Origin of the sequence: Jeotgalibacillus sp. ET6 (assembly GCF_029667115.1) — a bacterium.
GTDB lineage: Bacteria > Bacillota > Bacilli > Bacillales > Jeotgalibacillaceae > Jeotgalibacillus.
In genome coordinates this window covers 33,336-60,170 of sequence record NZ_JARUIU010000004.1, presented here as the reverse complement: position 1 = coordinate 60,170, position 26,835 = coordinate 33,336, and the positions used below count along the sequence as shown (strand labels likewise).

Below are 26,835 nucleotides of genomic sequence, written 5' to 3'. Positions count from 1 at the left end.
AAAAATGGATCGCAAGGACAGTCATTTTTTATTGTAATTAAACCCGGTCGAATTCATCCGGATCGGCAAACATGCGCTGATCCTGGTTCAGTGTGCTGATTTTGTCCATGTCCTCGGGGGAAAGCTCAAAATCAAATACATCTGCATTTTGCGCAATCCGCTGAGGGTTTACGGATTTTGGAATAGTGACGACGCCGGTTTGGATATCCCAGCGGATGATGACCTGGGCGGTTGATTTGTTGTGTTTTTCAGCAATTTCAACCAATAGAGGATTCTCCAGCAGTCCTCCCTGCATTAATGGGGACCAGGCTTCAAGCTGAATGCTGTGCTTTTTACAGAAATCGTGCAGTTCCCGCTGGTTAAATTGCGGATGGTACTCTACCTGATTGACCATGGGCACGATATCACATTTAGCGATAATGTCTTCAAGATGATGCGTTTTAAAGTTGCTGACGCCAATTGCACGGACACGGCCTTCTTTGTACAGGGTCTCAAGTGCTTGCCATGTCTCCACATATTTCCCCTCAGACGGGAGCGGCCAGTGAATTAAATAAAGGTCCAGATAATCTAAGCCGAGCTTCTCCATACTTTCATCAAACGCAGCAAGTGCGGCTTCATAGCCGTGATTGGAGTTCCAGACTTTTGTGGTGATAAATAATTCTTCTCTCGGCACATTGGATTCAGCAATCGCCTGGCCGACGCCTGCTTCGTTGCCATAAATAGCTGCCGTATCAATGCTTCTGTAGCCGGTTTCAAGAGCTGCCTTTACCGAATTCACAACCTCTTCTCCGTCCTTTACCTTGAAGACGCCAAAACCAAGCCATGGCATTTTAATGCCGTTGTGCAATGTCGTTGTTTCCTGAATGCTTCCCATATGAATCTCTCCTTATTTTTAAAGATATTGTTTTACATTCTCTCTCCATTTTTGAACAGGTTCCCAGTTTAAGAGCTTCTTCGCTTTTTTATTATTTAATAGGGGCTCAAAGCCGGATAAATCCTCCCGGAAGTCCTTTACCTCAGGGAAACAGGTCTCCATCAGCTTTCTGCTTTCAATATCCATGCTTGTCTCGTCCGCTCCAATATTCAGCGCAACAGAGCCGAGTCCCTCTGCTTCGACCGCTAACCGGTAGGCGGTGGCTGCATCGCGTGTATCAATATAGCTCCACAAAATCGTTTTGCGCTGCTCAGGCTCATGGATGAACGAAGGAAAATTTTTATACATTTCAGGAGAAATCACATTTCCCAGCCGGAAGGATACAACCTGCATCCCTGTTCGCTGATGGATCATATCCGCTGTTTTTTCATTCACAATTTTTGATAAGCCATAGCTTTCTTCCGGCAGCTGCGAGTGTTCCTCATCGATCGGTACATATTGAGGCGTTAAATTCTGTTTTGAAAAACAGATCCCATACGAGGACTCGCTTGAGGAAATAACCGCTTTTTTTATGCCGAGATTTCCTGCCGCTTCTAAAATGTTGTAGGTAGACATGACGTTATTTTGAAAGGTGACTTCATTCGGATGAGAATAGGCTACTGGAATCGCAGCAAGATGAACTACTGCATCCGCTCCCGAAAGCACTCCGTATACTTCACCGAGGTTCGTCAGGTCTGTGATGACGGTTTTGCATAGCGCTTCCTTTGGATGCACTCTGTCTGCATTTACCACTTCGTAGCCATGATCTAAAAATTCCTGTATAACTGCTGAACCAAGTAAACCGCTTCCACCTGTAATCACTGCTTTTTTCATGTTCAACCCTCCATCTGATGCTTCCTTAATTCTTCCAAATACAATCTCTTAGTTTATTCGGTAAACTAAGCATAGGGCAAACATTTTTAATTTTCAAGTAATTGCAATTATGTATGTAGAATTCTCACAAATAAAAAAGGCATTACTGCAGCCAGTAATACCCTCCTGCTATTAATCTCTTTGTCTTGCAACCTGTGTGTCGCGAATGTTTTTCTGAATCGTAATGGCGGCAAATAAGCTCAGAACAAACGCCATAGCGTAAAAACCTTTTTCACTTAAAATGATGCTTCCGGCATTATAAAGACCGATTGCCATCAAGGCGATCGCTGTCACAACGGCAAACCAGCTGAGACCATAGTAAATGCCTGAAACCGGGATATCTTCTTCCTTGTCCCGCACCGCTTTTTGAAGGGAGACCGCTGCATACAGGCCGAAGATTAAGACCGCAAAGTAATATCCCTTCTCATTCAGTTCCATTGCGGCATTAAACAACCCGATCAGATAAGCAGATAAGCCAATAATAAGCGCAGCCCAGCTTGCCCCTTTAAACGCGGCGGTCGGTTCCCCTTCTTTACGTTCCACCTTGTTTTTCGGCCTCTTTTCCTCATCGTTATTCAAAAAAGCCTGTTCATTTACATCAGCCATTTAGTCACTCCCCTTTACGCTCTCAATATGAAGCTGCCATACAAACACATTATAGCAATTATTGACAGACCTGTGACATTTGAATGACACTTTATTTTTTTCATCCTACTGTTTTACTATAGTGGCAAAAGGGGAACGGTAGACCACTTCTATTCAGCTATTCTATTCAAATTTATTTTCAGGCTTACTCCAGCGTAAAGGAAGCCAAGCTCGCACTACCCGTTCCGCTAAACGTAAAGTATAACGCCTGCTTGCCGTCCGGAATGATAAGGTCGGCCGCATATTCAGTCCAAACGTTAGTAAAGTCCACCGGGATTCGCCCGTGCACCGGTCCGTTCCAGGCTGTTTTAACCTCAAAGCTGCCGCGGCAGTAGCCCCGAACCTCAATTTTCACTTTTTGAATGCCGTTGCAATCGAAATATTTAAATCCAGCAGTTGCTTCATTCTGCATATTGGCAATATACCCTCTTTCTTCGTCTCCATCTTTTCCGTCCTGTGTAATCTTCGGAAATCTCCCGTCCATCCACGCACCAAAGGAACCGGAATACACTTCTTCCTCTTTTGTGAAAAGGCTGCACGCAAGATGAGCGGGATACTCCCCGCGTCCGGCAAGCGGCCCCCCGTTTGGTCCGGAAGACGTCATCTCTACCTGAGGAATCGTTCCATCCGGGAGAAACTCTATCTGCTCAATGCAGCCCTGACGGCTAAAGCTCGTCCCATTCGTGTGCCTGTGGTAAAAGATATACCACCCGCCATTTACTTCAACGATGCTGCCGTGGTTATTGCCGCCGTAATACATCGGCTGCGCGGCAGGTTTATACGTCTCGATATGAAGATCGTTATTGCTTACAATGACGCCCTGGTAAACAAAATCCTTCGTCGGATGCTTGCTTGTTGCATAGCACAGCTCATGCATCACAATGGAGGAATAAATGAAATAATAGGTGTCGCCTTTTTTCCGCATAGACGGTGCCTCAAAAAATTCATGTCCTTCGTAGCCGCTTCCTTTGCTGTAAGGCTCACTCGGTGCAATAAAAACCGGCTCTTCCACGATTGTCAGCATATCGGCAGCCAATACCGTTGCCATCGCGCCCTTTCTAGACGTGTCGCCGGCCGCGCAAAATCCGGTATAAAGATAGACAGTATCACCTTCTGTCAGGACACCGGGATCAAACTGGGGCTGGTCGCCTTCTCTATCTCCAAGCAGACCACCTTCTGAATCCTGCACATAGCCGTAAAATTCATATTTCCCTGCCGGCGTGTCGCACACAGCCACAGATACAATGGACACTTTATCAAGCACATAGTATAGATAATAACGTCCACCCGGGCCCTGCGTTACATCCGGTGCGTACAGACACATTCTGCCGTCCGGGTTAAGGGGATCATCCCTTTTTTGGTAGATAACCCCCTCAAACCGCCAATCGCCAAGATCGTCAACCGGCGCCGACCAGCATACATAATCGTTTAAACAAAACACATGCCCGTTAAAGCGGTCATGGGAGCCATAAATATACACCCTCCCTTGAAAGACATGCGGCTCCGCATCCGGAATGTACTCCCAGGATGGAAGATACGGATTTACCCCTTGTTTCATCGTCATACGTGTTTTCACTCCCTGCATTTCCGTTTTGATCGTCATTATCGGAGAATCAGCTGATCGGTTTCAGCTTCCTGTTCGATGGTAAAGGAGACCTTTTCCCCATCGCATACCAGGTCGTACTCACCTAAAAACCCCTCAAAGGAAATCACTCCATTGTCATCGCTTTTCACGGTAAGATGTGTACTCCAATCCCCTTTAATCCGCTTTTTCAGCACCTTATACGCTGGTTTTGGACTGTTGTCTTTCCGAATAAATCCGGCAGGCGCACCAAGCCACGAACCATCGTCACTGAAGGACCAGGTCGTAATCGCTTGAACTAATGGATGCTGAAACAAAATCGAATACATTTCCTCTGCTTCTTTTGCCTGACGCTCTTCAAATTCCGGTGTAGACGGCCAGTGGGAAGGTTCATAATCATTTAAATCCACAATCTCAGGCGGCATCAGATGCCCGGAGGTTAAGGTGTTTTCAGTAAAGTGGATCGGCAGACCGAAATGTGAAAAACGATCCAGCACTTCCTCAAGTTTTTCACGGCCCCAATACCCCTGATGCTGATGGGACTGAATGCCAATCGCATCAATCTTAACCCCAGCATTCAAGCAGCCGTCGATTAAAATTTCATAGTTGATCGACGTATTAAAATCATTTAATAGAAGCGTCGCATCCGGGTTGTGTTCACGCGTTTTTGCAAACATTTCTTTAATGATGCCTACACGTCCTAGATCCTGACTGATTCTTGTAATGCCATTATCGTACTGATCAAAAATCGGCATAATCACCACTTCATTGATCACATCCCATGTATCAATCAGCCCTTTAAAGTCAGTCACCTCGCGCTCGATTCTAGCAAACTGCGCCTGAAGAATTTCCTCATTGCTCATTTCCAAAAGCCACGGGGCGGTTACAGTATGCCAGCAAAGCGGATGTCCTTTTACGGCAACATTCCGCTCCTTTAACCACCGGGCTGCTGCCTGTAATTCTTTTGTGAGCGGCTTTCCTTTTTCAGGCTCGAACCTCCCCCAGTAAAACGGCAGCGTGGCGGAGTTAAACACGTCTAAAAATAAATCCAGCTTTTCTTCCTGGAATGCAAGTCTGTCTGAGGGTACGTTTTGGTTTGCTACATCCACCGCGTCAAAAATGCCGCACCCAAACAAAAACGCATGATTTGTCTGCTTGATCTCGACTTCTTTTCCCGCGGCTGGTAGACCTGCTGCATCCACCAGCTTAATCGTCTTGTTCCCCATTCTGTGCTTCAACTCATGAGCCTGTCCCATCTAAACCCCTCCATTTTTCACGTATGTATTTTTGTTAAAATAGAAAGCGCTTACTTATTTCTAGATTTTAGCAGTACAGATTTCACAAGAACACAGGTAAACTATACAATTTTCTGTGAAAAGTATAGGAATTAGGGTGAATAGCTCTTCTAATATAAAAAAACAGGCGGCTAATTCTATTAAAATAGATAGCCACCTGCTGTAGGCATAATTATTATTTATTCAGCTTTAGCGAAAATAGATGCGTATTGTCCAACTCTCTTTTCTCCTTTTTCATATAGTAAATAGAAGGAGGTGAATAAAGAGATGACTATGGATCAAAATCAAGATTCCAATCATGATAGAGTGATAGAGAAAGAGCAGGAGTGTAAGAACCACTCATTAAAACCACACCAGGATTGCCTTGACCGCGCATTTCGCCTTCCCGTGTTCTTAAGCACGACGAATAACTTGAACGCAAAGCAGCGGCAATTTCTTAACCGGCTTATTTTTGAAATGGAGAATGCATTGCTTTTCCCTCGTACAGGTCCTATAACAGAAAACTACCCGGAAACCATTTTAACGAATGTCCGCAGACTGGTTTCTTCAAGCTACGGCATGCTGGCCGTGAACTTCCGCCGTTTTCTCATTGAAACCATCGATACAAATGTAGGGCCACCCCCATCAACCGAACCCTTCTGGCAGGGCTCAAGCTTTGCCCAAATCGAACCGGCCATGGCCTTTCAGCGCGGGATTCCCCTTCTACTAGTCCGGGAAGATGACACCGACCTCACAAATGGATTGTGGCTCGGAGGAATTCCCCCGCTTAATACACTAATCGTCTGGGATTCTGACAATCAATCTGTTGATGAATTTTTCAATAGTGTTTCCTGGAGGTCAGCCTTTGCCTTTTGGGTGGCAGAAGTGAGAACGGCTTATTATATCCAAACAGAACCTGAATTCAAGTACGGATGTGACCGGTAAACAGGCACACACTTAAAAATTATTGAATCGAAAACCCCTCTATTCTTCAATGTTTGAAGATTAGAGGGGTTGCTTATACATAGGAGAACCTATAGATTATAAATGAACCTGATCACCATTACTTTGAATTAACTTAAGCTCGATGCCATAAGAACTACCCGAATCAATGTGGTTGGGAACCTTAGATACATCCAGCAGCTCCGTCACGCGGATGGACCTTTTTTCATTCGCTTCCATGGTGACCTTATGCGGGCCAGCGAGATTCATAAGCGATACCATTCTTTGATTTTCTTCAACGTAATAAAAGGAATCCATAAACTCCACCTCAAACGTCACTTCTTCATTGCTCCGGTTACGCAAAACGAACGTGCATTCACCGTTTAATTGGTCTTCTTCAACCGTTTCAAAAAAGCACTCTCCATCTTGACCGTATGAGACCGCCTTTACCCCGGAAGCAAAGGTTTCCTGATACCCAGTCATGAGAATACCCGGCAAAAAAACGAACACAACCATCACGCCAATGACGGACCGTACACGATATTTTTCCAACCCCCTGGCCAGGCAAAATAGACACGCGATGAAAAACAATGTCCCAATCGTACCCAATACAACCATCCCATTGTGGTCTTGTACAGGAAAATTCATCACAGTAAGAGTTCCCTGCAATTTTCTTTCGTTTGGAATGATGAAATAGACAATGATGGAAAGACAAAACAGGATAGCTGAACTGATAAGGAAGAGTTTGTTCTTTATCATTGGATTCCTTCTCTCTGGGGTTTTTATTGTTATACATTATTTTGGAAGGAAAGGTTTCAATAATAAAAGAACAAAATACTAAAAGCTGAAACTTAAAAAAGTAAAACATTTAAACTTATTTCTTTGAATACCGATTGGAGAGTTGCAATTCCAATGTTACTTTACCCATTAATGGCCTACCATTAATTTCTATCACCCTATACAATAAGAGATATGGACTAACTAAACTTTACAGGGGGAATGAACATGCAGATTACTCTTGATAAAAAATACGAGTGGACTACTTTCTATATGGAACTAGCCAATAAATTGCTCGATTATAAACAAAATCGGCACGAATTATTGAAGACTACTCAGGAAATATTTAAAGAACTAAAAATGAAATATCCTTTCGTTGATAGGAGTAGCGGTATTGACGACTATATGATGGATGTATGTCCTTTCACTATTTTCGGAACGTTTAACAAAGGAATTAGAGATGATAACCGCACAGCGATTTTAACTAAATTTAAAGAGAAGTTTAATATTAGTGCCGTTGTACCAGATGTTTTTGATGGAGTTCCTGTGTTAAACAATATGGCAGCATGGTTTTTTGGTAATCATACCAATCGAGAATCCATGGATATTCAAAACCTTTGGGATTTTTTTGAAGCAAGCATCGTTTATTCAAATAACCCTTCAAATGAGACGGAAGAAATCTTTATAGATCTTTACAATCGTGTCATCCAACAGCATAAAATCAAATGGAATATTACTATGGGGTTATACTGGATTCGCCCTTTCACATTCATAAGTCTTGATGGGAAAAACCGCGCTTACTTTCAAGCAAATCCTCAAATAATAAATGAAGTTCTTAGTGGAATTTCTATAAACACCTTACCTGATGGAGAAAATTACTTAAGAATAAATAGTCGTATCAAACAGGCTATTACTGATAAAACATTATACTTTCAAAGTTTTCCTCATCTTTCCTATGATGCATGGATCAGTTCTTCTACTATGATAAATGAGCCAGGTAAAGAGAATGATAGTGTAATTTATGAAACACTTCCCTCGTCACAAAATGAAAAAAGATATTGGCTCTATTCTCCAGGCGAAAAGTCTTACAAATGGGAGGAATTTTATCAAGCTGGGATAATGGGCATAAGCTGGCATGAACTTGGTGATCTAACTCAATACGAGTCGAAAAATGCTATTAAAGAAAAAATGAATGAGCTCTTCGATGAAAATCAAAGCTATATGAATATCGGACATGCCCTATGGCAATTCAGCAACGAAATCACCCCTGGTGATATTATCTATGTTAAAAGCGGGTTATATAAGGTTGTTGGAAGAGGTATTGTAGAATCTGAATATATGTATGATGAGACACGAGAGGATTTTTGTCACGTTCACAAGGTAAAGTGGACTCACAAAGGAGAGTGGCCCCATCCAGGACAAGCACCTATGAAGACACTAACAGATGTTACAGACTATCCAGATTATCTTGAGCAGATCGAAAATCTGTTTGGAGGAGACATAGTTGATCCAATAATACAATACGATCCTTATACTAAAGAAAATTTCATAAGTGAGGTTTTCTTAGACGATTCTCAATATGATCGTTTAACAAATTTGCTCTTAATAAAGAAAAATTTAATTCTTCAAGGAGCACCTGGCGTAGGAAAAACTTATATTGCTAAACGTCTAGCATACGCACTGATGGGTGAGAAGGATTCCAGTCGTATTAAGATGATCCAATTTCATCAAAGTTATAGCTATGAAGATTTTATGATGGGTTATCGTCCAACTGAAAGTGGGTTCGAACTTTTGAAAGGACCATTTTATCAATTTTGTAAAACAGCAGAAAAGGATAGCGAGCGTCCTTATTTCTTTATTATTGACGAAATAAACCGCGGAAACCTTAGCAAAATTTTTGGTGAGCTACTTATGTTGATCGAAAAAGATAAACGTGGTGATAAATTGAGACTGCTGTATGCCAATGAGCTTTTTTCCGTTCCTGCAAATATTCATATTATTGGAATGATGAACACAGCTGACCGGAGCTTGGCAATGATGGATTACGCCTTACGCAGAAGATTTGCCTTTTTTGAGCTGACACCTGCATTTAATTCTAAGGGCTTTCAGCAAATTGTTGAAAAAGCCCAATCAAGTAATTTTCAAGAACTGGTGAATAGAGTTCAACTATTAAATCAGGACATTGCTCAGGATGAAGCGTTAGGGAGTGGTTTTATGATAGGCCACAGCTACCTTTACACAAATGAACCAGTTACTAATGAATGGTTAAATAGCGTAATTGAATACGAGCTAATTCCTCTTATACAGGAATATTGGTTTGATGAACCCGCCCATGTTGAAGAATGGTCTGTTCGCTTACGAGGAGTATTAAATGATTAAAATTCAAAATCTTTATTATATGCTCGCCTACGCTTTTCGGTTTTTAAAAGAAGATGGCACTGCGCATGTAGATACCGAATCTTTTGAACATGCAGCAGACCTTTGTGCTGCTCTCCTTGTTCTGGGTATGTCAAAACAAATTAAAAGAGGACTCGCAAAAGATTACATGCTTCATACAGAATCTATAACGTCCCCTCGTGGCAGAATAGATGTTGCAGCTTCTATTAAAGAAAGAGCTCCTTTCAAGAAACAGCTAGTCTGCGATTTTGATGAATACACTGAAAACACCAAAATTAATCAAATCGTTAAGACTACCTTATTATTACTTCTAAGATCAAAAGAGGTAAGCTTAACTCAAAAAAAAGAACTAAGAAGGATCGTGCTTTATTTAAGACAAGTAGGAACAGTCCACCTGACATCTGTACAGTGGAGTTCCATACAATACCAGCGTAATAACGTCACTTATCGGATGCTTATTAATATTTGTGAGTTTATAGTCAAAAGCAACCTTTTATCAACACAAGAGGGGTATTCAAAACAAAAACAAGTTACCGATGATCAAGCAATGCACGTATTATTTGAAAAATTTGTTTTGGGTTATTATCAAAAGCATCACCCTTCACTTCGTCCAGCCTCTTCCCATATTGAGTGGCAAGTGGATAATGATGAAAGAGATTTTTTGCCTAGAATGAAGAGCGATATAACCCTATATAAAGAAAACCGCACTCTCATAATAGACACAAAATATTATAAAAGTGCTTTGCAACACAATTCACTCTATAACAAGAAAACAATTCACTCTAGTAATCTGTATCAGATGTACACTTATGTTAAAAACAAAGATATGTTTCAAACTGGGCTGGTAAGTGGTCTTCTACTTTATGCGAAAACGGATGAAGAAATTGCTCCTAATCAAAGTTATATAATGGAGAGTAACCGAGTTAGTGTAAAAACGTTAGAACTTAACACTAATTTTTCAAATATAAAAGACCAGCTTGAAAAAATTTTGAAAGACTTTTAATTACTTTAGAAAAATATTCGATAAATAGATATTACAAAGTTGTTTTTCAATTTTTTATAATTTCATAAACTAATGGAACGGATTATCGAGGTTGTTTAAGGGGCAAGAAAATGAGCATTGGAAGTCTATCCAATGCTTTTATTAATTTTATGATAAGTTATATTACCACATTAGGATCGAGGATATAGATGTTACTTCAAAAAGTATCTCCACTTTGAGGTAAGGTCTGATAAATTTTATCGTACGTGTAAACAATACCTTTATCTTTTCTGTTTTATTTTGATGAAATCAATATATCGTTCAAGTGTGAGACGATAATGAGAGTCTTCTGGATAAGCCCTATCCATAGAAGCTCTCAAAGAAGGGGTAAGCTCTGTTTCCCCGTTATATAAGCCGTCGTTAACGATCCTGTTCCACCGACTAATATAATCTTTTACAGATTTGTCCCCTAAATGATAATTCTCTTTTAAAAAATCCTTAAATTCCACACCCTACCCCTCCTTCGTTACTGTTTTTTTAAATATCTATTCTCTACCAACTGCTTTTTCTCCTTTTTAAAAAGCTAAAAAAACATATATGAAAACCTTCACTGCCAACTATATAATCTACTATGCATTAAAAGCGAATAAATTCATCAACTAAATACTCTTTTAAGGGATAAAGAAATACTCTATATAGCTATGATATAATTATACCAAATAAAACCATATATCAGGGAAGGATCTCCATATGCTTAAAGAAGGAATATATGAAGAAATCATTACCGAAAAGCTTCACGAAGAGCTCAAAGGCTCTGATTTAGATTTTGATATTGGCAAGACTCCTCTGGATGTGGAGGAAGCTCGTAAAGTACTCTCTTCCTACATCAGCTCAGTCACCAGGAGTGCATTGAAATCTGTCCGCGATGAGGAGCGGAATGATCAACAGGCTCTTCTTAAACAAATCGAGACGTGTAATGAAATTATCACCATTCTTAGCCAGCGATTGGATCAACAAGAATTTGAAAAACTAAGAATCTCTGAAGAAGGTGAAGTCCTCACCCATATCTACTCTAAGATAAATTCCATCCGAAGTATTGGAAATCAGGGAGTGGTTCGTCCTATAACCCCCATTTCTGAGAGCTCGTTATTCACCGGTTCCAGCTACGAGCCAAACATGCTGGGTGAGTTGAAGAAGGAAATCGTCTCCTCTGACTCTATGGATATGCTGGTCTCCTTCATTAAATGGAGTGGTCTGCGAATCATTTTGGAGGAATTGAAGACATTCACTGAGGGTGGCGGCAGGCTTCGTGTCATCACGACTTCTTATATGGAAGCAACGGATTTCAAGGCAATACAGGAGCTGAGCAAGCTTCCCAACACCGAAATTCGTATTTCTTATGATGTGCAGCGGACAAGACTTCACGCCAAGGCCTATCTATTTAAAAGAGATACAGGCTTCAGCACGGCGTACATCGGCTCTTCCAACCTATCCAACCCAGCTCTAACTTCTGGTCTTGAGTGGAATGTGAAGGTAACAGAAAAGGATTCCTTCGATGTATTAAAAAAATGTGAAGCCACCTTTGAAAGCTATTGGAATGACAGGGAGTTCAAGCTGTTTAATGGAGAAAATGCGGAAGACTATCAGACTCTCAAGCTCGCTTTGGAAAAAAGTAAAGTGGCTGAGGACTCTGTTCAATATCTCTTTGACATCCAGCCTTATTTCTACCAAAAAGAGATCCTGGAAAAGCTTCAGGCAGAACGAGAAGTTCATCATCGCTATAAAAATTTATTGGTTGCCGCAACTGGTGTGGGGAAAACCATTATTTCTGCTTTCGATTACAAACGTTTCAGAAAAGCAAATGGAGGCAAAGCAAAGCTGCTTTTCGTTGCTCACCGTGAAGAAATCCTGAAACAAAGTTTGAATACTTTTCGTGCGATTTTACGAGATCAAAACTTCGGGGACATGCTTGTCGGCGCTCAACAGCCGTCCTCCCTTGATCACTTATTTGTTTCTATCCAAAGCTTTAATAGCAAGGAGCTTCACAAATACACCGAAAGCGGCTACTACGATTTCATTATTGTCGATGAGTTTCACCATGCGGCAGCAAGCTCTTATCAAAAGCTGCTGAACCATTATCAGCCGCAGATACTCCTGGGACTGACCGCTACACCTGAGAGGATGGACGGAAAAAGCATCCTCTCTTACTTTGATGATCACATTGCAGCCGAAATGCGCTTAACAGAAGCCGTTAATCAAAAGCTGTTAAGTCCTTTTCAATACTTCTGCGTCACTGATACCGTCGATCTCTCCAAACTGAAATGGTCGAGAGGCGGTTACGATACTAAGCAATTAGAAAATGTCTATACGTCCAATCACCTGAGAAGCTCCCAGATCGTCCAAAGTGTTCAAAAGTATGTAACGGAGATAGGCGATGTAAAAGGACTGGGCTTCTGCGTATCTATTGCTCACGCTCAGTACATGGCAGACTTTTTTAATAAGTCCGGTATCCCTTCCATCGCATTACACGGAGGAACAGACCGAAAATCCCGTCAGGATGCACAACAGCTGCTCGTCTCAGGAGAAATCAAGTTTATTTTTGTTGTCGACTTATACAACGAAGGAATCGATATCCCAGAAATCAATACCGTCTTATTCCTGCGCCCGACTGAAAGTATGACCGTCTTCCTGCAGCAGCTAGGACGGGGCCTTCGACTTTCAGAAGATAAAGAATGCCTGACAGTACTTGATTTCGTCGGACAGGCTCACCGCAACTATTCTTATGAAGAAAAGCTTCGTGCTTTGATCGGCAAATCAAAGCACTCCGTCCAGTACTATGTCGAAAATGGCTTCTTCAACCTGCCAAAAGGCTGCTTCATCCAGCTGGAAAAACAAGCAAAGGAATACATCCTGCGAAACATTAAGGCAGGTGCCAATACGAAAGGAAACCTGGTAGCCAAGTTAAAAACCTTTGTGAACGATACTGGGAAATCTATAACGTTGAAAAATTTCCTGGAGCACTATCACTTGGATGTCTATGACTTTTACGAAGGAAATCGAAATAGAAGCTTTTCCCGACTTCTAGTGGACGCTGGTATTACAGAAGATTTCACCTATGAGGACGAAATTTGGCTGACTAAACGCTTACCAAGCCTCTTTCATCTTAACTCAAGAAAGCTGCTGGAGTTTATAAAGGAATATATTGAAACAGGAGAAGCTAGCGGGAAAGAAGAAGAACTAATGCTGAACATGTTCTATTACTCCTTCTATCAAGCGCATCCTGAAAAAGAAGGACTCTCTTCAATAAAGGAAGGTATTGAAAATGTGTTGAAGCATCCTGTTTTCAAAGAGGAAATCAATCAAATTATCGGGGTATTGTACGACTCATTAGAAACCGTAGAACTGCAGCCTCACTTTGACTTCCCTTGCCCGCTCCAAGTCCATAGCCGCTACTCAACGGCTCAAGTGCTTGCTGGATTTGACTATAACAACGAAGAACAAAGCCCAGCGTTCCGGGAAGGAGTCAAATATTTCAAGGACAAAAACCTTGATATCTTTTTCATCACTCTAAACAAATCAGAAAAAGACTTCTCACCTTCAACTCTTTACGAGGACTATGCTATAAACGAAAAGCTTTTCCATTGGGAAACTCAAAGTCGTGTGACTGAAGAAAGTCCGACTGCCCAACGATATATTCACCACCGGGAGACCGGAAACAAAATCGCTCTGTTTGTCAGAGAATATAAAAAAGAGAAAGGTAGCATTCCTTCACCTTTCGTCTTTCTTGGCACAGCTAATTATATTAAGCACTCCGAGAACAAACCAATGAGTTTTGTTTGGGAGCTTGAGGAGGACATGCCTTCTTATTTGGTGCCGAGGGCTAATAAGAATATATTGTAGAGCTTAGAATGACTAACTATTTTTTTCACCATAATATTATTCATTTTGTTATAAATAAATTTAGTCATTTCGAAATAGATCCAGAAGGTCCTTACTTTCAAGGTGAGTACCTTCTGCTTTAAGATTAAGCTCTTTAATTTATCAGCAGTATTTACTTATGATACAGCTCTCCCCATCACATACATCAACCTTTTCTCACGCGCAGTATGCCCGCCTGTGTATATCTGTCCTTGTTGGCTATTTCCTGCGCATAAGGCCTGATAAAATCGATTTAGACAGCGTCTTCCACTCTTCATCTCCTCAATGTAATAAGCCTCGACCTGCCAGTACGCCTCGGAAAACACATCGTTACAAAATTTAGTTCATCATAAAAATCCCCGACTGCTCCACTTCACCATTTGGCATAATGATCGGCGTGTGGCATGAAGTGAAGTTATTTGGAATACTGTTTTCTCAACCTTGCTCAATTTCTGATAAATTTAGTCTAAAGCTATACTCAGGTATTAATATCTTATGACCAAGTAGAGAAAATCGACTATGCCTCTTTCTCCGCTCTATTGGAAGTTTTTTATCACTACTATTTAAAACAGTTCTAACTAATGACATGCCATTCCTTTTTTTCATTAAATCTTTATAATGATCCGTTAAAAGAATAGGTGTTGGCGTATTTTCTCCTATCCCAGTCCCTATAGAATAATTTGTTAAGACAAAGTAATCAATACGCCCAGGAATGACTTTCTCATATTCACTTCCAAAATATTCTTCTAATAATGTATGCATACGATCTTTAGTCAAACTTTTAGCCACTTCTACTTGTTGATAAGCTTTTTTTAACATATCATCTAAGTTTTTTATATCAAGTGTTGAATCAACTGGAATTTTATATTTCAATTCAATTATTTGAAGGTGTCTTCCTACAGGATCAAAAACTAGCATATCAATCCCTGGAAGATTTTTTTGTGCTTTACTAGTTCCATAACTCAATAGAAAATCTTTGTTAATGTTTCCTTCTATATCTTTTCTTTCTTGCTCTTCAAAATTATTTTGAGCAGCATCATAATTCGATGACTTGTTCTTCGCTAGTAAACGCAAAGCATTAGCTTCTGGTCTTGAAAGACTAAACACCGCTTCTGATATAACTATATAGTCATCTGAAATTGGAACAAGATAAGATAGTGAAATATCACTTTTCGGATTAGAAAAGTTGTACGTAAAAAAACTTATAATGTTTTCTATCTTCTCTTTAGTCATTTTTGTTTTATGAGCCAAATCATTTATGAAGATTTCCCTTTTATATATTAAATACCCCTCCTTTTTGGGATTTATAATATAATTTTTTCCATTAAATTTCTTCATTCTGTTTTCTGATAGCAAATTTGTTAATGTTGTAGAGAACTTTTTATAATCGTCCAAGTTAAATTGATCAAACTCAACGTTGAATGTACAAACAAAATCCATTTGATGGGCAATACTCATAGTTTCTTCAAAAGTATTATGATTTAAATCTGTAAAGAGATCTATCTTTAATCGGTTTTTAGCATCGCTTTCTTTTTTAAAATAAGTGTCATATAAAAGATGAGTAATGTAATTTTCTTCATTATTATAGTCAAAAGTTATTTTATTTTTGTATTTTTGAAATTTAACTTTTTTATGATTGTGCATTCCCCACATATCAATAAATTTTTCATAAGCATAAGCAGTGCCCATAAATTGAAAAACTTCTTCAGGGACTATATCGCCTTTATTTATTGAAGACTCTTCTTCACAATAGATTGCACACCAACGAAATATCCACTTTAAGGATTCTTGAAAAAATGAAATATCTTCAATCTCTGAAGCATTAGTTTTAACATATTCCTTAATGATTTTTTGCATTTTTTCATGTTCTAAAGTAATGGAAAGTGAAAATAAGACACCTACTACTTCAAAAATTAAAATTACTGCTTCGTCTACTGACAGCTTAAAAATCTTGTTTTGCTTAATACTTTTTTCTAGATCATTTTTTATGCTGTACAATTTTTCATAATTATTTGGCATATAATTCTTCCTCCGTGTAATTTTAATATTGGAATAAGTTGCATATCAAAGTAACTACAGAAGATAACACTTACGTTACTCGAGGAAGTAGAATCAAACTATTACGAAAAAAATTAGATAGAAATGCTCTATGTCCCTAAAAAAATCAAGTACTAATTGAAGCAGTACTTGATTTTGTATTACCATCATTTACTCTTTAATTACTTAGTTCCTACAACCATCCTTATCGCAATTATACCGGAACTAGTATCTACCCAGTGACTGGCACCTCATATTTCATATTGGAATAAAAAATATATATAGAGCTACAAATTTTATATTTTTTTATGAGAAAAATAATATATTGTCAATTATGTGGTCTATTCTTTCTTGAGATGGTAATTTTTCATCATATTGAGTCCCTAGAAATTCTAATTGCTTTAGTGATGGATACTTTAAAGATTTTAAGTCCCCCACATTGACTTGGGTACTTCCACTAAAAGTTCTGAAATAATTATCTACTAATGATGAATTTAAATATAACGATAAACCTCTTGCTAAGTTTAAGTTGTCTAAGCTGGAAAAATTTACATGAAAATAATTCAAATTATTATTAAAAGCTACTTTTCTTTGAGAAGTTTTTTCACTATTATATATAGCAGCAACTACCCTTTTACGCTCTTCTTTTGAACTCATTCTTTTGACTAATACATAAATACCTGGTTCTCTCAGTTTATTTATATTACTTTCACTTTCTAATATAAATCCTGGTTTTTTTCCGAATATTGGCCACTTTACAAATCCGGCTACAAAGTTTTCAGGGTATATTATTGGCAGTGACCATATATTCCCCTCATGAGATAAAAGAGATGGATGCTCTCTAAAATCTACTATAGGTCCGGTTGAGACACTTATATTTAAATCTTTCAATACGCAATTCAGGTTATGCATCCGCTCTACAATAGTTGTATCTTCATCTTTAATTATACGAATTAAATTTTCTGGATCATTTGGGAATACTACTTCTTCAAAACTTTTCTGAATAGTTATTATTTCTGAAAATTCATCTTTGACTGACTGGGTTACTTCAATCCTATCATTCGCATTTTGTTTGTTTCTTGACAAATACATGATTAGTGTTTCTTGCAGTACGTCATCTTTGAATATGTTTTTCCGGGAATCAAAAACATGCAACTTTTCCATTTTGACTTTAGTTGTGAGATCTTTTCTAAAGGCTTTGAAATATTGTCCATTGCAGAAGCTTCTAGGAATAATGCAAACTAATTGGGCTTTTTTATTCAGCAAGCGGTATGATAAGGCAACAAACGCTGCATAAAAGTTCGGGACGTCTATTCCAATTTTCATTAAACTTTGTTTATGCCGTTGATTTGTCCCCATTTTTTTGTAAGGTGGATTCAACAAAATATAATCAAAAAGATTTTTACTGTCCTCAGAGTTAATATCATTAATACAGCTATCAATATAGTCTTGATTAATTATTGTCACTTCTAATTCAATATTGTTATTTTCGCAAAATTCTTTAGCAAGTTCCATATTCTTATTTAGACCTGGAATCAATGTGGAGTCAATTTCGTATAGTACCGCTCTAATTTTTTGAGGTTTATTTTCCCACTTACAAACCGTGGAGATAAAAGATGCAGTTAAATTACCAAGACCTGCTCCAGCATCTAAAAATCTTATAGCTGATTTATCTTGGGGTTTGAACATAGAACTCATAAAAGATGCAACAGATAACGGCGTGAAATATTGTTCATTTTTTTCTTTGTTCTCAGTATTTAGTCTGTTTAAAGATACTGCAGTAGAATTATTATTAATATTATCTAAAAAACTTGTTATCATAATGTAGCCTCCATAGACTATATTATATATTATTATCAGTACTACTTAAATAACTTAAAAAGACCGAACATGTGACGAGTCCAGTCTTTTAAGTATACTTATTTAAAATAATTTATAATTTTAAATACCCTTTTATTTCAGCCGCCTCAATTACCTGACTCTTGAAACTCTCCATAATAAACAAAACTTGATTGTAAACTTCATAAAAATTATATTCAGTGTCCTTATAATTTTCTCCATGAACAATTTCATGTCTATATTTTAACATCTCATTATCTATGTAATTCTTTTTAGTTTCATATATATTTTCTAACCCTATACTTTTAATTATTTCATCAAACAAATCAAAGTTTAGATTGGAATTTGTGTTAATAATTCTGTTAAAAGGTCTATCATCATATTTAATGTAAAATACTTCTTCTTTTATACTTTCCAATCTTAAAATAAATTTAGTATGGACTGTATTTTTTTGTGAAGACCCTAAATTGATTACATCTTTTTTAAGTTTGAATGCCACAAAATTCTCTTTAAGGTATTTAAATTTTATTTTTTGATTGCAAACATAAACCACATAGTAATTTGCTACGCTTCTTATAAATCCTTCCCAATGAGCACACAGCAATGCTATTCCACTGCGTATAAGAGTTTTTTTCGAAAGAGTTGCATTATTTTTTTCAATAGCCATTTTTAATTGCAGAAGCTCCATTTTTCTCCAAGAAAAATCTTTATCTATCATTTCCTCCAACTTTTCGATACTTCTAATTTTCATTTTCAAATATTTCCCTAGACAAATTAGTTAATTCTTGAAACCTAGCAATGGGTCTTTTTCCTCTAGTTGTAGCATGTGCAAATCTAGCGTCAAATGGAATTTCTTTAATTTTCTCTTCCAATTCACTTGCGTTTTTCCATTTTTCATAATTTTCACTTAACCCAACCACTATAACTTCATACATACTAAGTGAAAAGCCACCCGAAAAATCACCTTTTTCAGAGTTATACTTTTTAAATCCATTAATCCCTAATGACTCATCTAATAATTTTATTACTTCTTTAAAATCTTCAATAAATTGATCTAAATCTGCTGAGCTTAACTCCATCAAATTCATCAATTCTTCTGTTAAATATATTCCCATATCTTGTTGTAGATTAATTTCTTTCAAGTTTGCTGACCTGGCTACAATATATCTTACTATTAATTCTTTGTCATACTGTTCTTCTATAAATTTAGGGGTTAATGATAACATGCCCTGAAGGACATCGTTTCCAGCTAGAGAATTTACCATCTCATGATATTCTGGGTTAATCATTAGCATTAAACAATTCCTAATTTCTTGCCCTGTAAGTTGAGAGCTATTTGTATTTAACCTCTGAAACATCTCATATTTGGCTTTAGGGTTCGTAGTACTATCGATAATTATGAAATCTAGTTTACTTCTCTTAATTCTTCTTCTTAAATCAGCACTTAAACTGTTTGTGGTGTCATGTTTATTTTCCCACCATTTACCCTCAAGCGAAGGTAAAAACTTTGTCTTTGTCATTCTGCTAGGCTCATACAACTCTTCTTCACTGTTTCTTTTTTTTAAAATTCCTACGAATTCGAGTATTGTACTTATTCTTTGTAATCCGTCTATTACATCCCATTTTCCTGAAGATTCTTGCGCCACAAATATGGGAGGGATTGGTATCCCTAGTATAATCGACTCTATTAAGTCAGATTTTTGAGTTTGATTCCATCTAAAGTACCTTTGATACTCGGGAAAAATTTCAATGTCATTGTCTTTATACAAATTAGTCACTTCACCAATTGACATACTATATGAATCTGTTTTTATCTCATTAATGCTTGCTTCTATCTCTTTTTCTAAACTCACATTATCACTCCACTTCCATATTTGATTCAATTATCTCAAATATAAGGACATATTTAAATAAAAAACAATACAATTTTCCTAATTGTATTGTCTTAGTATTCGTTATACGTTATTTGGCCAACCTCTCTTTTGTTCTCTTGTTAAAAATAGCCATTGTGATAAATATTAGTTGCTGTACCTTAGTTCACTAGCTCATCAAAACTTTTTACTGCCACGATTACCTTTGCGTATGAAAGTCAAATAATACAACTTAAAACTTTTCTATTAATTTAAATCAACATAAATTAAAAAGAGCCTCTATCTACTTATGATACAGTTCCCTACTGTATATTTAAATGAGGTTAACTTTCCTCTTAAATTGATTTAAACATTTTTATGATTAATTTTAATTTTTGGTTGTTGGTATTAAAAGGGCAAAATATAGATAATCTTTTATCTGTGTTTTTCCGTATATGATACTAATCTATAGCGATACTATCAGGTTTTTTCAAAGAGCTTTATTTAACATTGTATACCCAATAACTCTAATAAGTTTAACTTCATTAGAAAGTTGATTTAGATTGTCTACATTTGGAATAAAAACTTTTGGTTTTTCATACTTTTTACTATGTACAATGAAATTTCTCACAGCATAAATGCGTTCTGCAAGTTGTTTGCAAAATTTGTCAGTTAATTCAGTATCTGCATTATCGAGAAGATCTCTTCCTACGAACATACTTTTATCCATTCTTATCTTTGTTCCTGTTAATTTACATGCATCACTAGTTAAAAACCCTAAGGATATACCACTATTGTTTAAGGCGTGTCTGAGTAGATTATAACCTAAATCAGTACCAATTACGTATCCCAGTTGGTCAATTTCAGTTGTATTCTTATCTTCTTTTCTAAAATAAGAATCAAAGAGATTTATTAAATCCTTATAATATTCTTGCTTATTTTCCGAAATTCTTTTAGTCATTTCTATAGCTAACAAATCTTTAATAACATTTTCTACATCTTTTATTCGCTTATGTAAGAAATAATACTCTAATACATGATAATACTCTAAATATTTCAAATGAAGATGTTCAACAGACTCGGCAAAAAGGAAATAAGTTAATGGTTCGCTATCTTTTATTAAATTTACTCTTAAACTATCAGTTATTATATTCTCTATATTTGCCTGCTTAATTTTTGTTTCTCTTGGATTTTCTAAAAAGATATTATTTGAATACGATAAATGAGCTCTTATTGAATCTATATAATAGTCTACTTTGTCCTTAGTAATTTTATTGTTACTGTCAAATGTAACTTCACACACTAAAATACTATCATGAATAATTTCATCCAATGTATGTGTTTCTCCTACTTTAAATTTAGATTTATCAGCTAGGAACTCCAGATTGTTTAACAATAAGCCATATGCTCTTTTGTCACGTTTTAAACGAACGCGAGTAGTACTAGAAATTTCACCTAATATATCTAAATCATTAAAATCAGTTAAATTTGAAAAGGAATCCTTTAAAATAAAGCTAAATTGATCCTCAATAATGGTAAAATATTGACCCTTATCAACAATTAGAGACAACTCGGAATCTAGTTCACCTTCATCAAATGCTAATTTAAATATATGCTCTCCCATAGTTATACTTAGTTCATCATTATCTGCGGTAATTATCGATTCTTCCCCAAATAAAGTTTTAAATTTTTGTATAAGTAGTTCTTTACTAATTAACTCTGTCATAACTATACTCCCAATTTAGTTTATCAATTGCTGAAGAGGATAAGAAGAAATCTCTAAATGTTTCATAAATAAAACGACGCCGTTTATCACCAATACTTGTCTTAAAACTTGCATAATAATGAATAAATATTTTCATGTCTAAAGGGTCATCTATCTTGGTGAACCTTTCTTCAAGTATCCTTATTTTGTTCGATAAATTTATTGGGTCTTTCTTTTGACAATAACCGATACTAGCGAATAAAGAAATTATGAAGATTTCATACTTTTCAAGGGGATTATCATTTTTATATTTTTCATTTAGAAGTGCATTAAATTTAACCAGTACCCATTCTAAATATTCATATGTTGCATCATTTGTTATTAATGATATCCCACTTGATTCCTCATCCATATTTATATTAAATCTTTCGAATAAGTATTCTGCTGCATTTTTTTTACTTGGAATTGGTGAACCATTGATAAATGAAACTAATGCTTGAGTTATATTGGAGAGTTCGAAGTGACCTTCTTTTTTCCCGTCACTAATTCTTTCTTTTGTCGTAATATATGCTATATTTTTTTCTTGAAGTTTTTCTTTAACACTATCACTTAAAATATCAAGTTGATGACCATAATCCATCTTTTTTTGACCAGTATTCAATACAACCATTTTATAAAGAATATATTTCAAATCCACTTTTTCCCATATTTCAACATAAATGAGTTTTTCATAAAAACTATCAAGGTCTCGGAAAATGCCATTTGACTTACCTTTAATAATTCTATCTCTACACTCAAGAATACAATTAGTTCGTTGAAGACCATCTAAAATTATAAATTTTTTATCAATGCGTAATCCTTCTTTGAAATCAATAGCATTTTCGGGATATACCACAGAGATTGGAGGCATTGTTGTATCATCTAGTAAATCATTTATTAATTTATTATAGAAGCTTAAATTCTGTAGATTTCTCTGATATTGATTACTTTCAATATCAACCATTTGTAAGTAATCCCTAATTTTCATTTTAACCAACCATGACTTACCATCTATCTTTTTATCAATTAGAGGTTCAGAAAAATTTTGACTTACTAATACTCGTCTACTAGGTTGCACCATCTTTTCATCTCCTTAATTTTTTTAATTTGCTATGTTAAAAACTAATGTTGATTTTTTTAACTCTTGATTGGAGCGGAGGGCGATCTACTCCTTCAGGGAATTAATGGTCGTGGCCTCCCCGTGGAAAGTGAGCGCACAGATCGTAATTCAACACTCATTTATTACAAAGCCATTTATTAAAATAATAACAGAATATTCCACAAAAAACCTCATTTACTTATGATAAGGCTCCCCCCGATTAATCCGAAATCCCCGATAAACCTGCTCCAGCAGCACCAGCTTCATCAATTGATGAGGAAAGGTCATCTTAGAAAAAGATAGCGCAAAATCACTTCTTTTCGAAACGTCCTCACTTAAGCCCAGTGATCCTCCAATGATAAAGGCAATTCTGCTTTTGCCGTACGTCGCGAGCTGGTCCATTTGTTTGGCGAGTTCTTCTGAGGTGAGCTGTTTGCCTTTAATCTCCAGGGTGATGACGTGGGTGTCCGGGGTGATTTTGCTGAGGATGCGTTCGCCTTCTTTTTGTTTGACGATTTGCATGTCTGCTTCACTCAGGTTTTCGGGTGCTTTTTCGTCCGGTACTTCGATGAGGTCGATGGTGGCGTATGCTCCGAGGCGCTTGGTGTATTCAGCGATGCCCTGTTTGAGGTATTTTTCCTTTAGTTTTCCGACGGTGATGATTGAAATTTTCATGTGTTTCCTCCGATTAACTTGATGCTTTTATTGTATCACTTTTCCTCTCCCTTCATTAGCTGTCATTTTTCTCCTTCTTGTTTTTTTCGCCAATATTCTCGTCCATGATTCCCCCACCGATATTAGGGAAACCATAGAATAAAGAGATTCAGGAGGGATAGGGATGGAGAAGGCTGCTGTGGTTTGGTTTCGAAAGGATTTGCGTGTGCATGATCATGAGCCTCTTGTGCAGGCGGCAAAAAGCGGGCTGCCGGTGATTGGGCTTTATGTGTTTGATCCGAAAGAATATGAGGAAACACGCTTCGGCTTTAAGAAAACGGATCGCCATAGAGCGCGGTTTGTGCAGGATAGTGTGGAGGATTTGCGGCGTAATCTGGAGACGATTGGGGTGCCGCTGTTGATTCGTCATGAGGACTCGGCTGACGCTTTCTCTGCGCTTTCCCAAGAGCTGTTGATTCAATCGGTTTATCTCCATGAGGATATTGCGAGTGAGGAACAGGCCGTTGAAGATTCGGTGCGCAAGGTGCTGCCGGATGCTTCCTTTACCGTTTCACACGGTCGCAACCTGATTCATCCGGATGATCTGCCATTTGCGATTGAGGAACTGCCGCAGACCTTTTCTCAGTACAGAAAAAAACTAGAGAAGGCTGGGACTCCGATACGAACGGCGATGCCTGCTCCTCTGCACGTAACCGGCGTTTCACTGCCTGAGTCGCTTCCCCTTGGTGAATGCCCGTCTCTGTCAGAGCTTGGACTGGAGGAGGTAACGCGCGCTCCCCGCTATACAGGCGGTTCTTCGCAGGCAAAGGAGCGGCTGACGGATTATTTTTTCACGAAAGACCGTCTCAAGGTCTACAAGGAAACGCGGAATGGCATGCTGGCAGAGGATGATTCTTCGAAGTTTTCTCCCTGGCTTGCCCATGGCTGTCTGTCGCCGAGAGTCGTGTATGAGCAGATCAAACGCTATGAAAAGGAACGCGTGGAAAATGGCTCGACGTATTGGCTGTATGTGGAGCTGTTATGGAGAGATTATTTTCACATCGTTCACCGTAAATTTGGCAACAGGCTGTTTTTCGCTTCCGGTCTGCGGGACTTTTCCGTTCCGTGGGAGCAGGACGAGTCACATACTCAGGCCTGGATTCAGGGGAAAACCGGGTATCCTCTTGTGGACGCGTCGATGCGGGAGCTAAAAGAAACTGGATTTATGTCAAACCGTGCCAGGCAGAATGCTGCGTGCTTTTTCACGAAAAACCTGGGGCTGGATTGGCGGATTGGCGCTGCCTGGTTCGAATCACAGCTCGTGGATTTTGATGTAGCAAGCAATTACGGCAACTGGCTGTATAGTGCAGGTGTTGGAAACGATCCGATTCAGTTCCGGACATTTAATGTGGAAAAGCAGGCGGCTGATTATGACTCGGAAGGCGATTACCTGAAGCACTGGCTGCCCGAGCTTCGCCGCGTGCCTGTTCCCTGGATCCACGCCACCCGTGAGATGGGGCTGATTGAGCAGGAGGAGTACGGAGTGACGCTTGGTGAGGACTATCCCCTGCCGATCATTGACCTTCATGAAGCCATGCGGGAAAGAAGAGAAAAGATGAAGCAGGCGATGGGGAAAACATAAACAAATTAAACACATTATATGATGCGAAAGTCCTTCTTCTGTGATATGCTTTTTTTACTATATGAGAAGAAGGGCGGTGCTTTCATGCGCGAAGTTTTTATCCCATTAGCGATCTATATGCTGCCGGCATTTATCTTGTTTTACATGGCGGTGGATGTATTTTGGCGCAACCCCAAAAAGGTGGAGCACCGCTTAGTCAGTCTCTCGATTCTGTGCTACGGTATGCTGTTTTTATCTGAATACGTCAGGCATCTTTTGCCGATCGAATACAGCCCGGCACTTGTGACCTATTGGTTTGGCAATGCGGGCATTATGATTTTATCGCTGTTTACTCACTTTATCTTTAAGGCTTCTCTGCTTTATAAAAAATTACCTGCTTTTTTGTATCCTTCTATCTTCTACCTGCCGCTGGTTCCGATCCTTCTCACCTATGTATTCCAGGAAAACTTCATGAACAGCCAGGAATTTGTTCAGGTGGGCATGTGGAAGTACCCTGAGTTTAACACAGCTTATCTTGTGACCTTGACCGTATCGAATCTATTCCATTTATTCGTCATCGTCCTGCTTTATTACGCCCGAAAGAAAGCGCGCGTAGCCGTCCAGCAAAAGGTACTTTCCCTTTTGATATACGCAGCTTCCTTCGTGCTTGTATGGGATGTCATTTTTGGCTACGCTTCAATTAGAGGCGCGATCCCGCCTTACCCTTACATTTACGGCGCGTTTGCCTGGGCGGTTGCGTTAAGCTACGCGCTTCGGAAGTTTGATTTTCTCACTTCCTCCCATAAACGATTTGAGACACTGTATAACCTTAATCCCGCTGCGATCGTGCTGATTGACCGCTATGGATTAATCGAAAGTGCCAACCCCGCTGCCCGCCTTCTGCTTGAAGAGGGGCAGGTAAACCAGCTTTTTTTCCAGCATTTTATTCCGGTTAAACGTCAGAAGGAATGGATTCAGCACCTGCAGCATTCTTTTAGCAGTGAAGAGAAACTTACGAATTACGAAACGAAAATCATTACAGCCTCCGGCGCAGAAAAATATGTTGTGATGGACGGCGATTTTATTTTCATCGACCAGCATTTGCACTCCATGCTGATCATCCGGGATATTGATTCCACCAAAGAAGATGAAAAAACAATTCGCTTTTTAGCGTATCACGATTCCCTTACTCATCTCGCCAACCGCCGCTCGTTTTATGATCAGGGCGAAAAAGCGATCCGGGAATACCAGCAGCTTGCTGTGGTACTGATTGATCTCGATGGTTTTAAAAACGTCAATGACACATACGGCCATCAGGTGGGGGATGCCTTTTTAGTGCATGTGGCGCAGCTGTTAAAGCATTCTATGAAAAAATCCGGACTCGCTTCACGGGTTGGGGGAGACGAATTCTTCTTATACCTGCCGATCAGCTATGAACATGAAATTGAGGACTACCTGGATAATCTTTTAGCAGCATTTGAGCAGGAGCCTTTTCTCGCAGAAAACATTGAAATTCCGATTTCCGTTTCCATTGGTGCAAGCCTCTCCCCCCTCCATGGAAACGAGCTTGAAACCCTTATCCATAACGCCGACCAGGCAATGTATGAGATTAAGCACAACGGGAAAAACGGCTACCGGATTTATAACGAATCGATGGAGATCAAGCCACTGGTTCTGTAATCAAATAG

General features: G+C 38.4%; 20 protein-coding genes. 6 read left to right on the top strand and 14 right to left on the bottom strand.

Going from position 1 to position 26,835, the window contains the following annotated elements:
• Positions 1 to 37: 37 nt before the first annotated feature.
• The 5 genes from P6709_RS11775 to P6709_RS11755 all read right to left on the bottom strand — a co-directional run bounded on the left by P6709_RS11775 (position 38) and on the right by P6709_RS11755 (position 5,269).
• Positions 38 to 874 (bottom strand): aldo/keto reductase, encoded by an 837-nt coding sequence (locus P6709_RS11775; RefSeq protein WP_278241121.1) that lies wholly within the window; start codon positions 872 to 874, stop codon positions 38 to 40.
• Between the two features lie 18 nt (positions 875 to 892).
• Positions 893 to 1,747, bottom strand: coding sequence for an NAD-dependent epimerase/dehydratase family protein (locus P6709_RS11770; RefSeq protein WP_278241120.1), 855 nt, complete (start codon positions 1,745 to 1,747; stop codon positions 893 to 895).
• A 171-nt stretch (positions 1,748 to 1,918) separates the two neighbouring features.
• A complete protein-coding gene (gene yiaA, locus P6709_RS11765) occupies positions 1,919 to 2,392 on the bottom strand; it encodes an inner membrane protein YiaA (protein ID WP_278241119.1) in 474 nt (157 codons plus the stop codon).
• Between the two features lie 184 nt (positions 2,393 to 2,576).
• Positions 2,577 to 3,995 (bottom strand): family 43 glycosylhydrolase, encoded by a 1,419-nt coding sequence (locus tag P6709_RS11760; protein WP_278241118.1) that lies wholly within the window; start codon positions 3,993 to 3,995, stop codon positions 2,577 to 2,579.
• Positions 3,996 to 4,033: 38 nt separating this feature from the next.
• On the bottom strand, positions 4,034 to 5,269 hold the full coding sequence (locus P6709_RS11755; protein ID WP_278241117.1) for an endo-1,4-beta-xylanase: 1,236 nt from the start codon (positions 5,267 to 5,269) through the stop codon (positions 4,034 to 4,036).
• Positions 5,270 to 5,575: 306 nt separating this feature from the next.
• Between P6709_RS11755 and P6709_RS11750 the strand changes: the two genes are divergently transcribed.
• On the top strand, positions 5,576 to 6,232 hold the full coding sequence (locus P6709_RS11750) for a hypothetical protein (protein WP_278241116.1): 657 nt from the start codon (positions 5,576 to 5,578) through the stop codon (positions 6,230 to 6,232).
• Positions 6,233 to 6,328: 96 nt separating this feature from the next.
• Here the strand turns inward: P6709_RS11750 and P6709_RS11745 are convergent, their stop codons facing one another.
• Positions 6,329 to 6,988 carry a hypothetical protein gene (locus P6709_RS11745; protein WP_278241115.1) on the bottom strand — a complete coding sequence of 220 codons (660 nt, stop codon included), beginning with the start codon at positions 6,986 to 6,988 and terminating at the stop codon, positions 6,329 to 6,331.
• A gap of 246 nt (positions 6,989 to 7,234) precedes the next feature.
• On the opposite strand from P6709_RS11745, the gene P6709_RS11740 reads away from it, so the two are divergent.
• A complete protein-coding gene (locus tag P6709_RS11740; protein ID WP_278241114.1) occupies positions 7,235 to 9,385 on the top strand; it encodes an AAA family ATPase in 2,151 nt (716 codons plus the stop codon).
• On the top strand, positions 9,378 to 10,406 hold the full coding sequence (mcrC, locus tag P6709_RS11735) for a 5-methylcytosine-specific restriction endonuclease system specificity protein McrC (RefSeq protein ID WP_278241113.1): 1,029 nt from the start codon (positions 9,378 to 9,380) through the stop codon (positions 10,404 to 10,406). Before P6709_RS11740 ends, mcrC begins: the two co-directional genes overlap by 8 nt.
• Before the next feature lie 260 nt (positions 10,407 to 10,666).
• Here the strand turns inward: mcrC and P6709_RS11730 are convergent, their stop codons facing one another.
• On the bottom strand, positions 10,667 to 10,894 hold the full coding sequence (locus P6709_RS11730; RefSeq protein ID WP_278241112.1) for a hypothetical protein: 228 nt from the start codon (positions 10,892 to 10,894) through the stop codon (positions 10,667 to 10,669).
• A gap of 241 nt (positions 10,895 to 11,135) precedes the next feature.
• On the opposite strand from P6709_RS11730, the gene P6709_RS11725 reads away from it, so the two are divergent.
• The gene (locus tag P6709_RS11725; protein ID WP_278241111.1) at positions 11,136 to 14,285 is read left to right on the top strand and encodes a DEAD/DEAH box helicase; all 3,150 of its coding nucleotides are present in this window, start codon (positions 11,136 to 11,138) and stop codon (positions 14,283 to 14,285) included.
• Between the two features lie 453 nt (positions 14,286 to 14,738).
• Here P6709_RS11725 and P6709_RS11720 read toward each other — a convergent pair whose 3' ends face one another.
• From P6709_RS11720 to rlmH, 7 genes are all read right to left on the bottom strand, one after another.
• Positions 14,739 to 16,322: a hypothetical protein gene (locus tag P6709_RS11720; RefSeq protein ID WP_278241110.1), complete on the bottom strand. Its 1,584-nt coding sequence runs from the start codon at positions 16,320 to 16,322 to the stop codon at positions 14,739 to 14,741.
• Between the two features lie 324 nt (positions 16,323 to 16,646).
• The gene (locus tag P6709_RS11715; protein ID WP_278241109.1) at positions 16,647 to 18,161 is read right to left on the bottom strand and encodes an Eco57I restriction-modification methylase domain-containing protein; all 1,515 of its coding nucleotides are present in this window, start codon (positions 18,159 to 18,161) and stop codon (positions 16,647 to 16,649) included.
• Between the two features lie 112 nt (positions 18,162 to 18,273).
• Positions 18,274 to 18,930, bottom strand: coding sequence for an MAE_28990/MAE_18760 family HEPN-like nuclease (locus tag P6709_RS11710; protein WP_278241108.1), 657 nt, complete (start codon positions 18,928 to 18,930; stop codon positions 18,274 to 18,276).
• Entirely contained in the window at positions 18,920 to 20,032 is a 1,113-nt protein-coding gene (locus P6709_RS11705; protein ID WP_278241107.1) for a DUF262 domain-containing protein, read from the bottom strand. The genes P6709_RS11710 and P6709_RS11705 overlap by 11 nt, the downstream gene beginning before the upstream one ends.
• A gap of 487 nt (positions 20,033 to 20,519) precedes the next feature.
• Positions 20,520 to 21,755: a hypothetical protein gene (locus P6709_RS11700; RefSeq protein WP_278241106.1), complete on the bottom strand. Its 1,236-nt coding sequence runs from the start codon at positions 21,753 to 21,755 to the stop codon at positions 20,520 to 20,522.
• Positions 21,739 to 22,854, bottom strand: a complete 1,116-nt coding sequence (locus tag P6709_RS11695; RefSeq protein ID WP_278241105.1) for a hypothetical protein — start codon at positions 22,852 to 22,854, stop codon at positions 21,739 to 21,741. The genes P6709_RS11700 and P6709_RS11695 overlap by 17 nt, the downstream gene beginning before the upstream one ends.
• 213 nt (positions 22,855 to 23,067) lie before the next feature.
• On the bottom strand, positions 23,068 to 23,547 hold the full coding sequence (gene rlmH / locus P6709_RS11690; protein ID WP_278241104.1) for a 23S rRNA (pseudouridine(1915)-N(3))-methyltransferase RlmH: 480 nt from the start codon (positions 23,545 to 23,547) through the stop codon (positions 23,068 to 23,070).
• A 163-nt stretch (positions 23,548 to 23,710) separates the two neighbouring features.
• Here rlmH and P6709_RS11685 point away from each other — a divergent pair, with 163 nt between their 5' ends.
• Together P6709_RS11685 and P6709_RS11680 are read left to right on the top strand one after the other, a co-directional pair.
• Entirely contained in the window at positions 23,711 to 25,168 is a 1,458-nt protein-coding gene (locus P6709_RS11685) for a DASH family cryptochrome (RefSeq protein WP_278241103.1), read from the top strand.
• A gap of 84 nt (positions 25,169 to 25,252) precedes the next feature.
• The gene (locus P6709_RS11680) at positions 25,253 to 26,827 is read left to right on the top strand and encodes a sensor domain-containing diguanylate cyclase (RefSeq protein WP_278241102.1); all 1,575 of its coding nucleotides are present in this window, start codon (positions 25,253 to 25,255) and stop codon (positions 26,825 to 26,827) included.
• Positions 26,828 to 26,835 lie beyond the last annotated feature (8 nt).

Bases quoted from the DNA above. Each gene is read 5' to 3' on its own strand.
- P6709_RS11695 (WP_278241105.1), bottom strand. From the start codon at position 22,854: ATGGTGCAACCTAGTAGACGAGTATTAGTAAGTCAAAATTTTTCTGAA.
- P6709_RS11770 (WP_278241120.1), bottom strand. From the start codon at position 1,747: ATGAAAAAAGCAGTGATTACAGGTGGAAGCGGTTTACTTGGTTCAGCA.
- P6709_RS11680 (WP_278241102.1), top strand. From the start codon at position 25,253: ATGCGCGAAGTTTTTATCCCATTAGCGATCTATATGCTGCCGGCATTT.
- yiaA (WP_278241119.1), bottom strand. From the start codon at position 2,392: ATGGCTGATGTAAATGAACAGGCTTTTTTGAATAACGATGAGGAAAAG.
- P6709_RS11760 (WP_278241118.1), bottom strand. From the start codon at position 3,995: ATGACGATGAAACAAGGGGTAAATCCGTATCTTCCATCCTGGGAGTAC.
- P6709_RS11755 (WP_278241117.1), bottom strand. From the start codon at position 5,269: ATGGGACAGGCTCATGAGTTGAAGCACAGAATGGGGAACAAGACGATT.
- P6709_RS11725 (WP_278241111.1), top strand. From the start codon at position 11,136: ATGCTTAAAGAAGGAATATATGAAGAAATCATTACCGAAAAGCTTCAC.
- rlmH (WP_278241104.1), bottom strand. From the start codon at position 23,547: ATGAAAATTTCAATCATCACCGTCGGAAAACTAAAGGAAAAATACCTC.
- P6709_RS11720 (WP_278241110.1), bottom strand. From the start codon at position 16,322: ATGCCAAATAATTATGAAAAATTGTACAGCATAAAAAATGATCTAGAA.
- P6709_RS11715 (WP_278241109.1), bottom strand. From the start codon at position 18,161: ATGATAACAAGTTTTTTAGATAATATTAATAATAATTCTACTGCAGTA.
- P6709_RS11750 (WP_278241116.1), top strand. From the start codon at position 5,576: ATGACTATGGATCAAAATCAAGATTCCAATCATGATAGAGTGATAGAG.
- P6709_RS11775 (WP_278241121.1), bottom strand. From the start codon at position 874: ATGGGAAGCATTCAGGAAACAACGACATTGCACAACGGCATTAAAATG.
- P6709_RS11745 (WP_278241115.1), bottom strand. From the start codon at position 6,988: ATGATAAAGAACAAACTCTTCCTTATCAGTTCAGCTATCCTGTTTTGT.
- P6709_RS11710 (WP_278241108.1), bottom strand. From the start codon at position 18,930: ATGAAAATTAGAAGTATCGAAAAGTTGGAGGAAATGATAGATAAAGAT.
- P6709_RS11740 (WP_278241114.1), top strand. From the start codon at position 7,235: ATGCAGATTACTCTTGATAAAAAATACGAGTGGACTACTTTCTATATG.
- P6709_RS11700 (WP_278241106.1), bottom strand. From the start codon at position 21,755: ATGACAGAGTTAATTAGTAAAGAACTACTTATACAAAAATTTAAAACT.
- P6709_RS11685 (WP_278241103.1), top strand. From the start codon at position 23,711: ATGGAGAAGGCTGCTGTGGTTTGGTTTCGAAAGGATTTGCGTGTGCAT.
- mcrC (WP_278241113.1), top strand. From the start codon at position 9,378: ATGATTAAAATTCAAAATCTTTATTATATGCTCGCCTACGCTTTTCGG.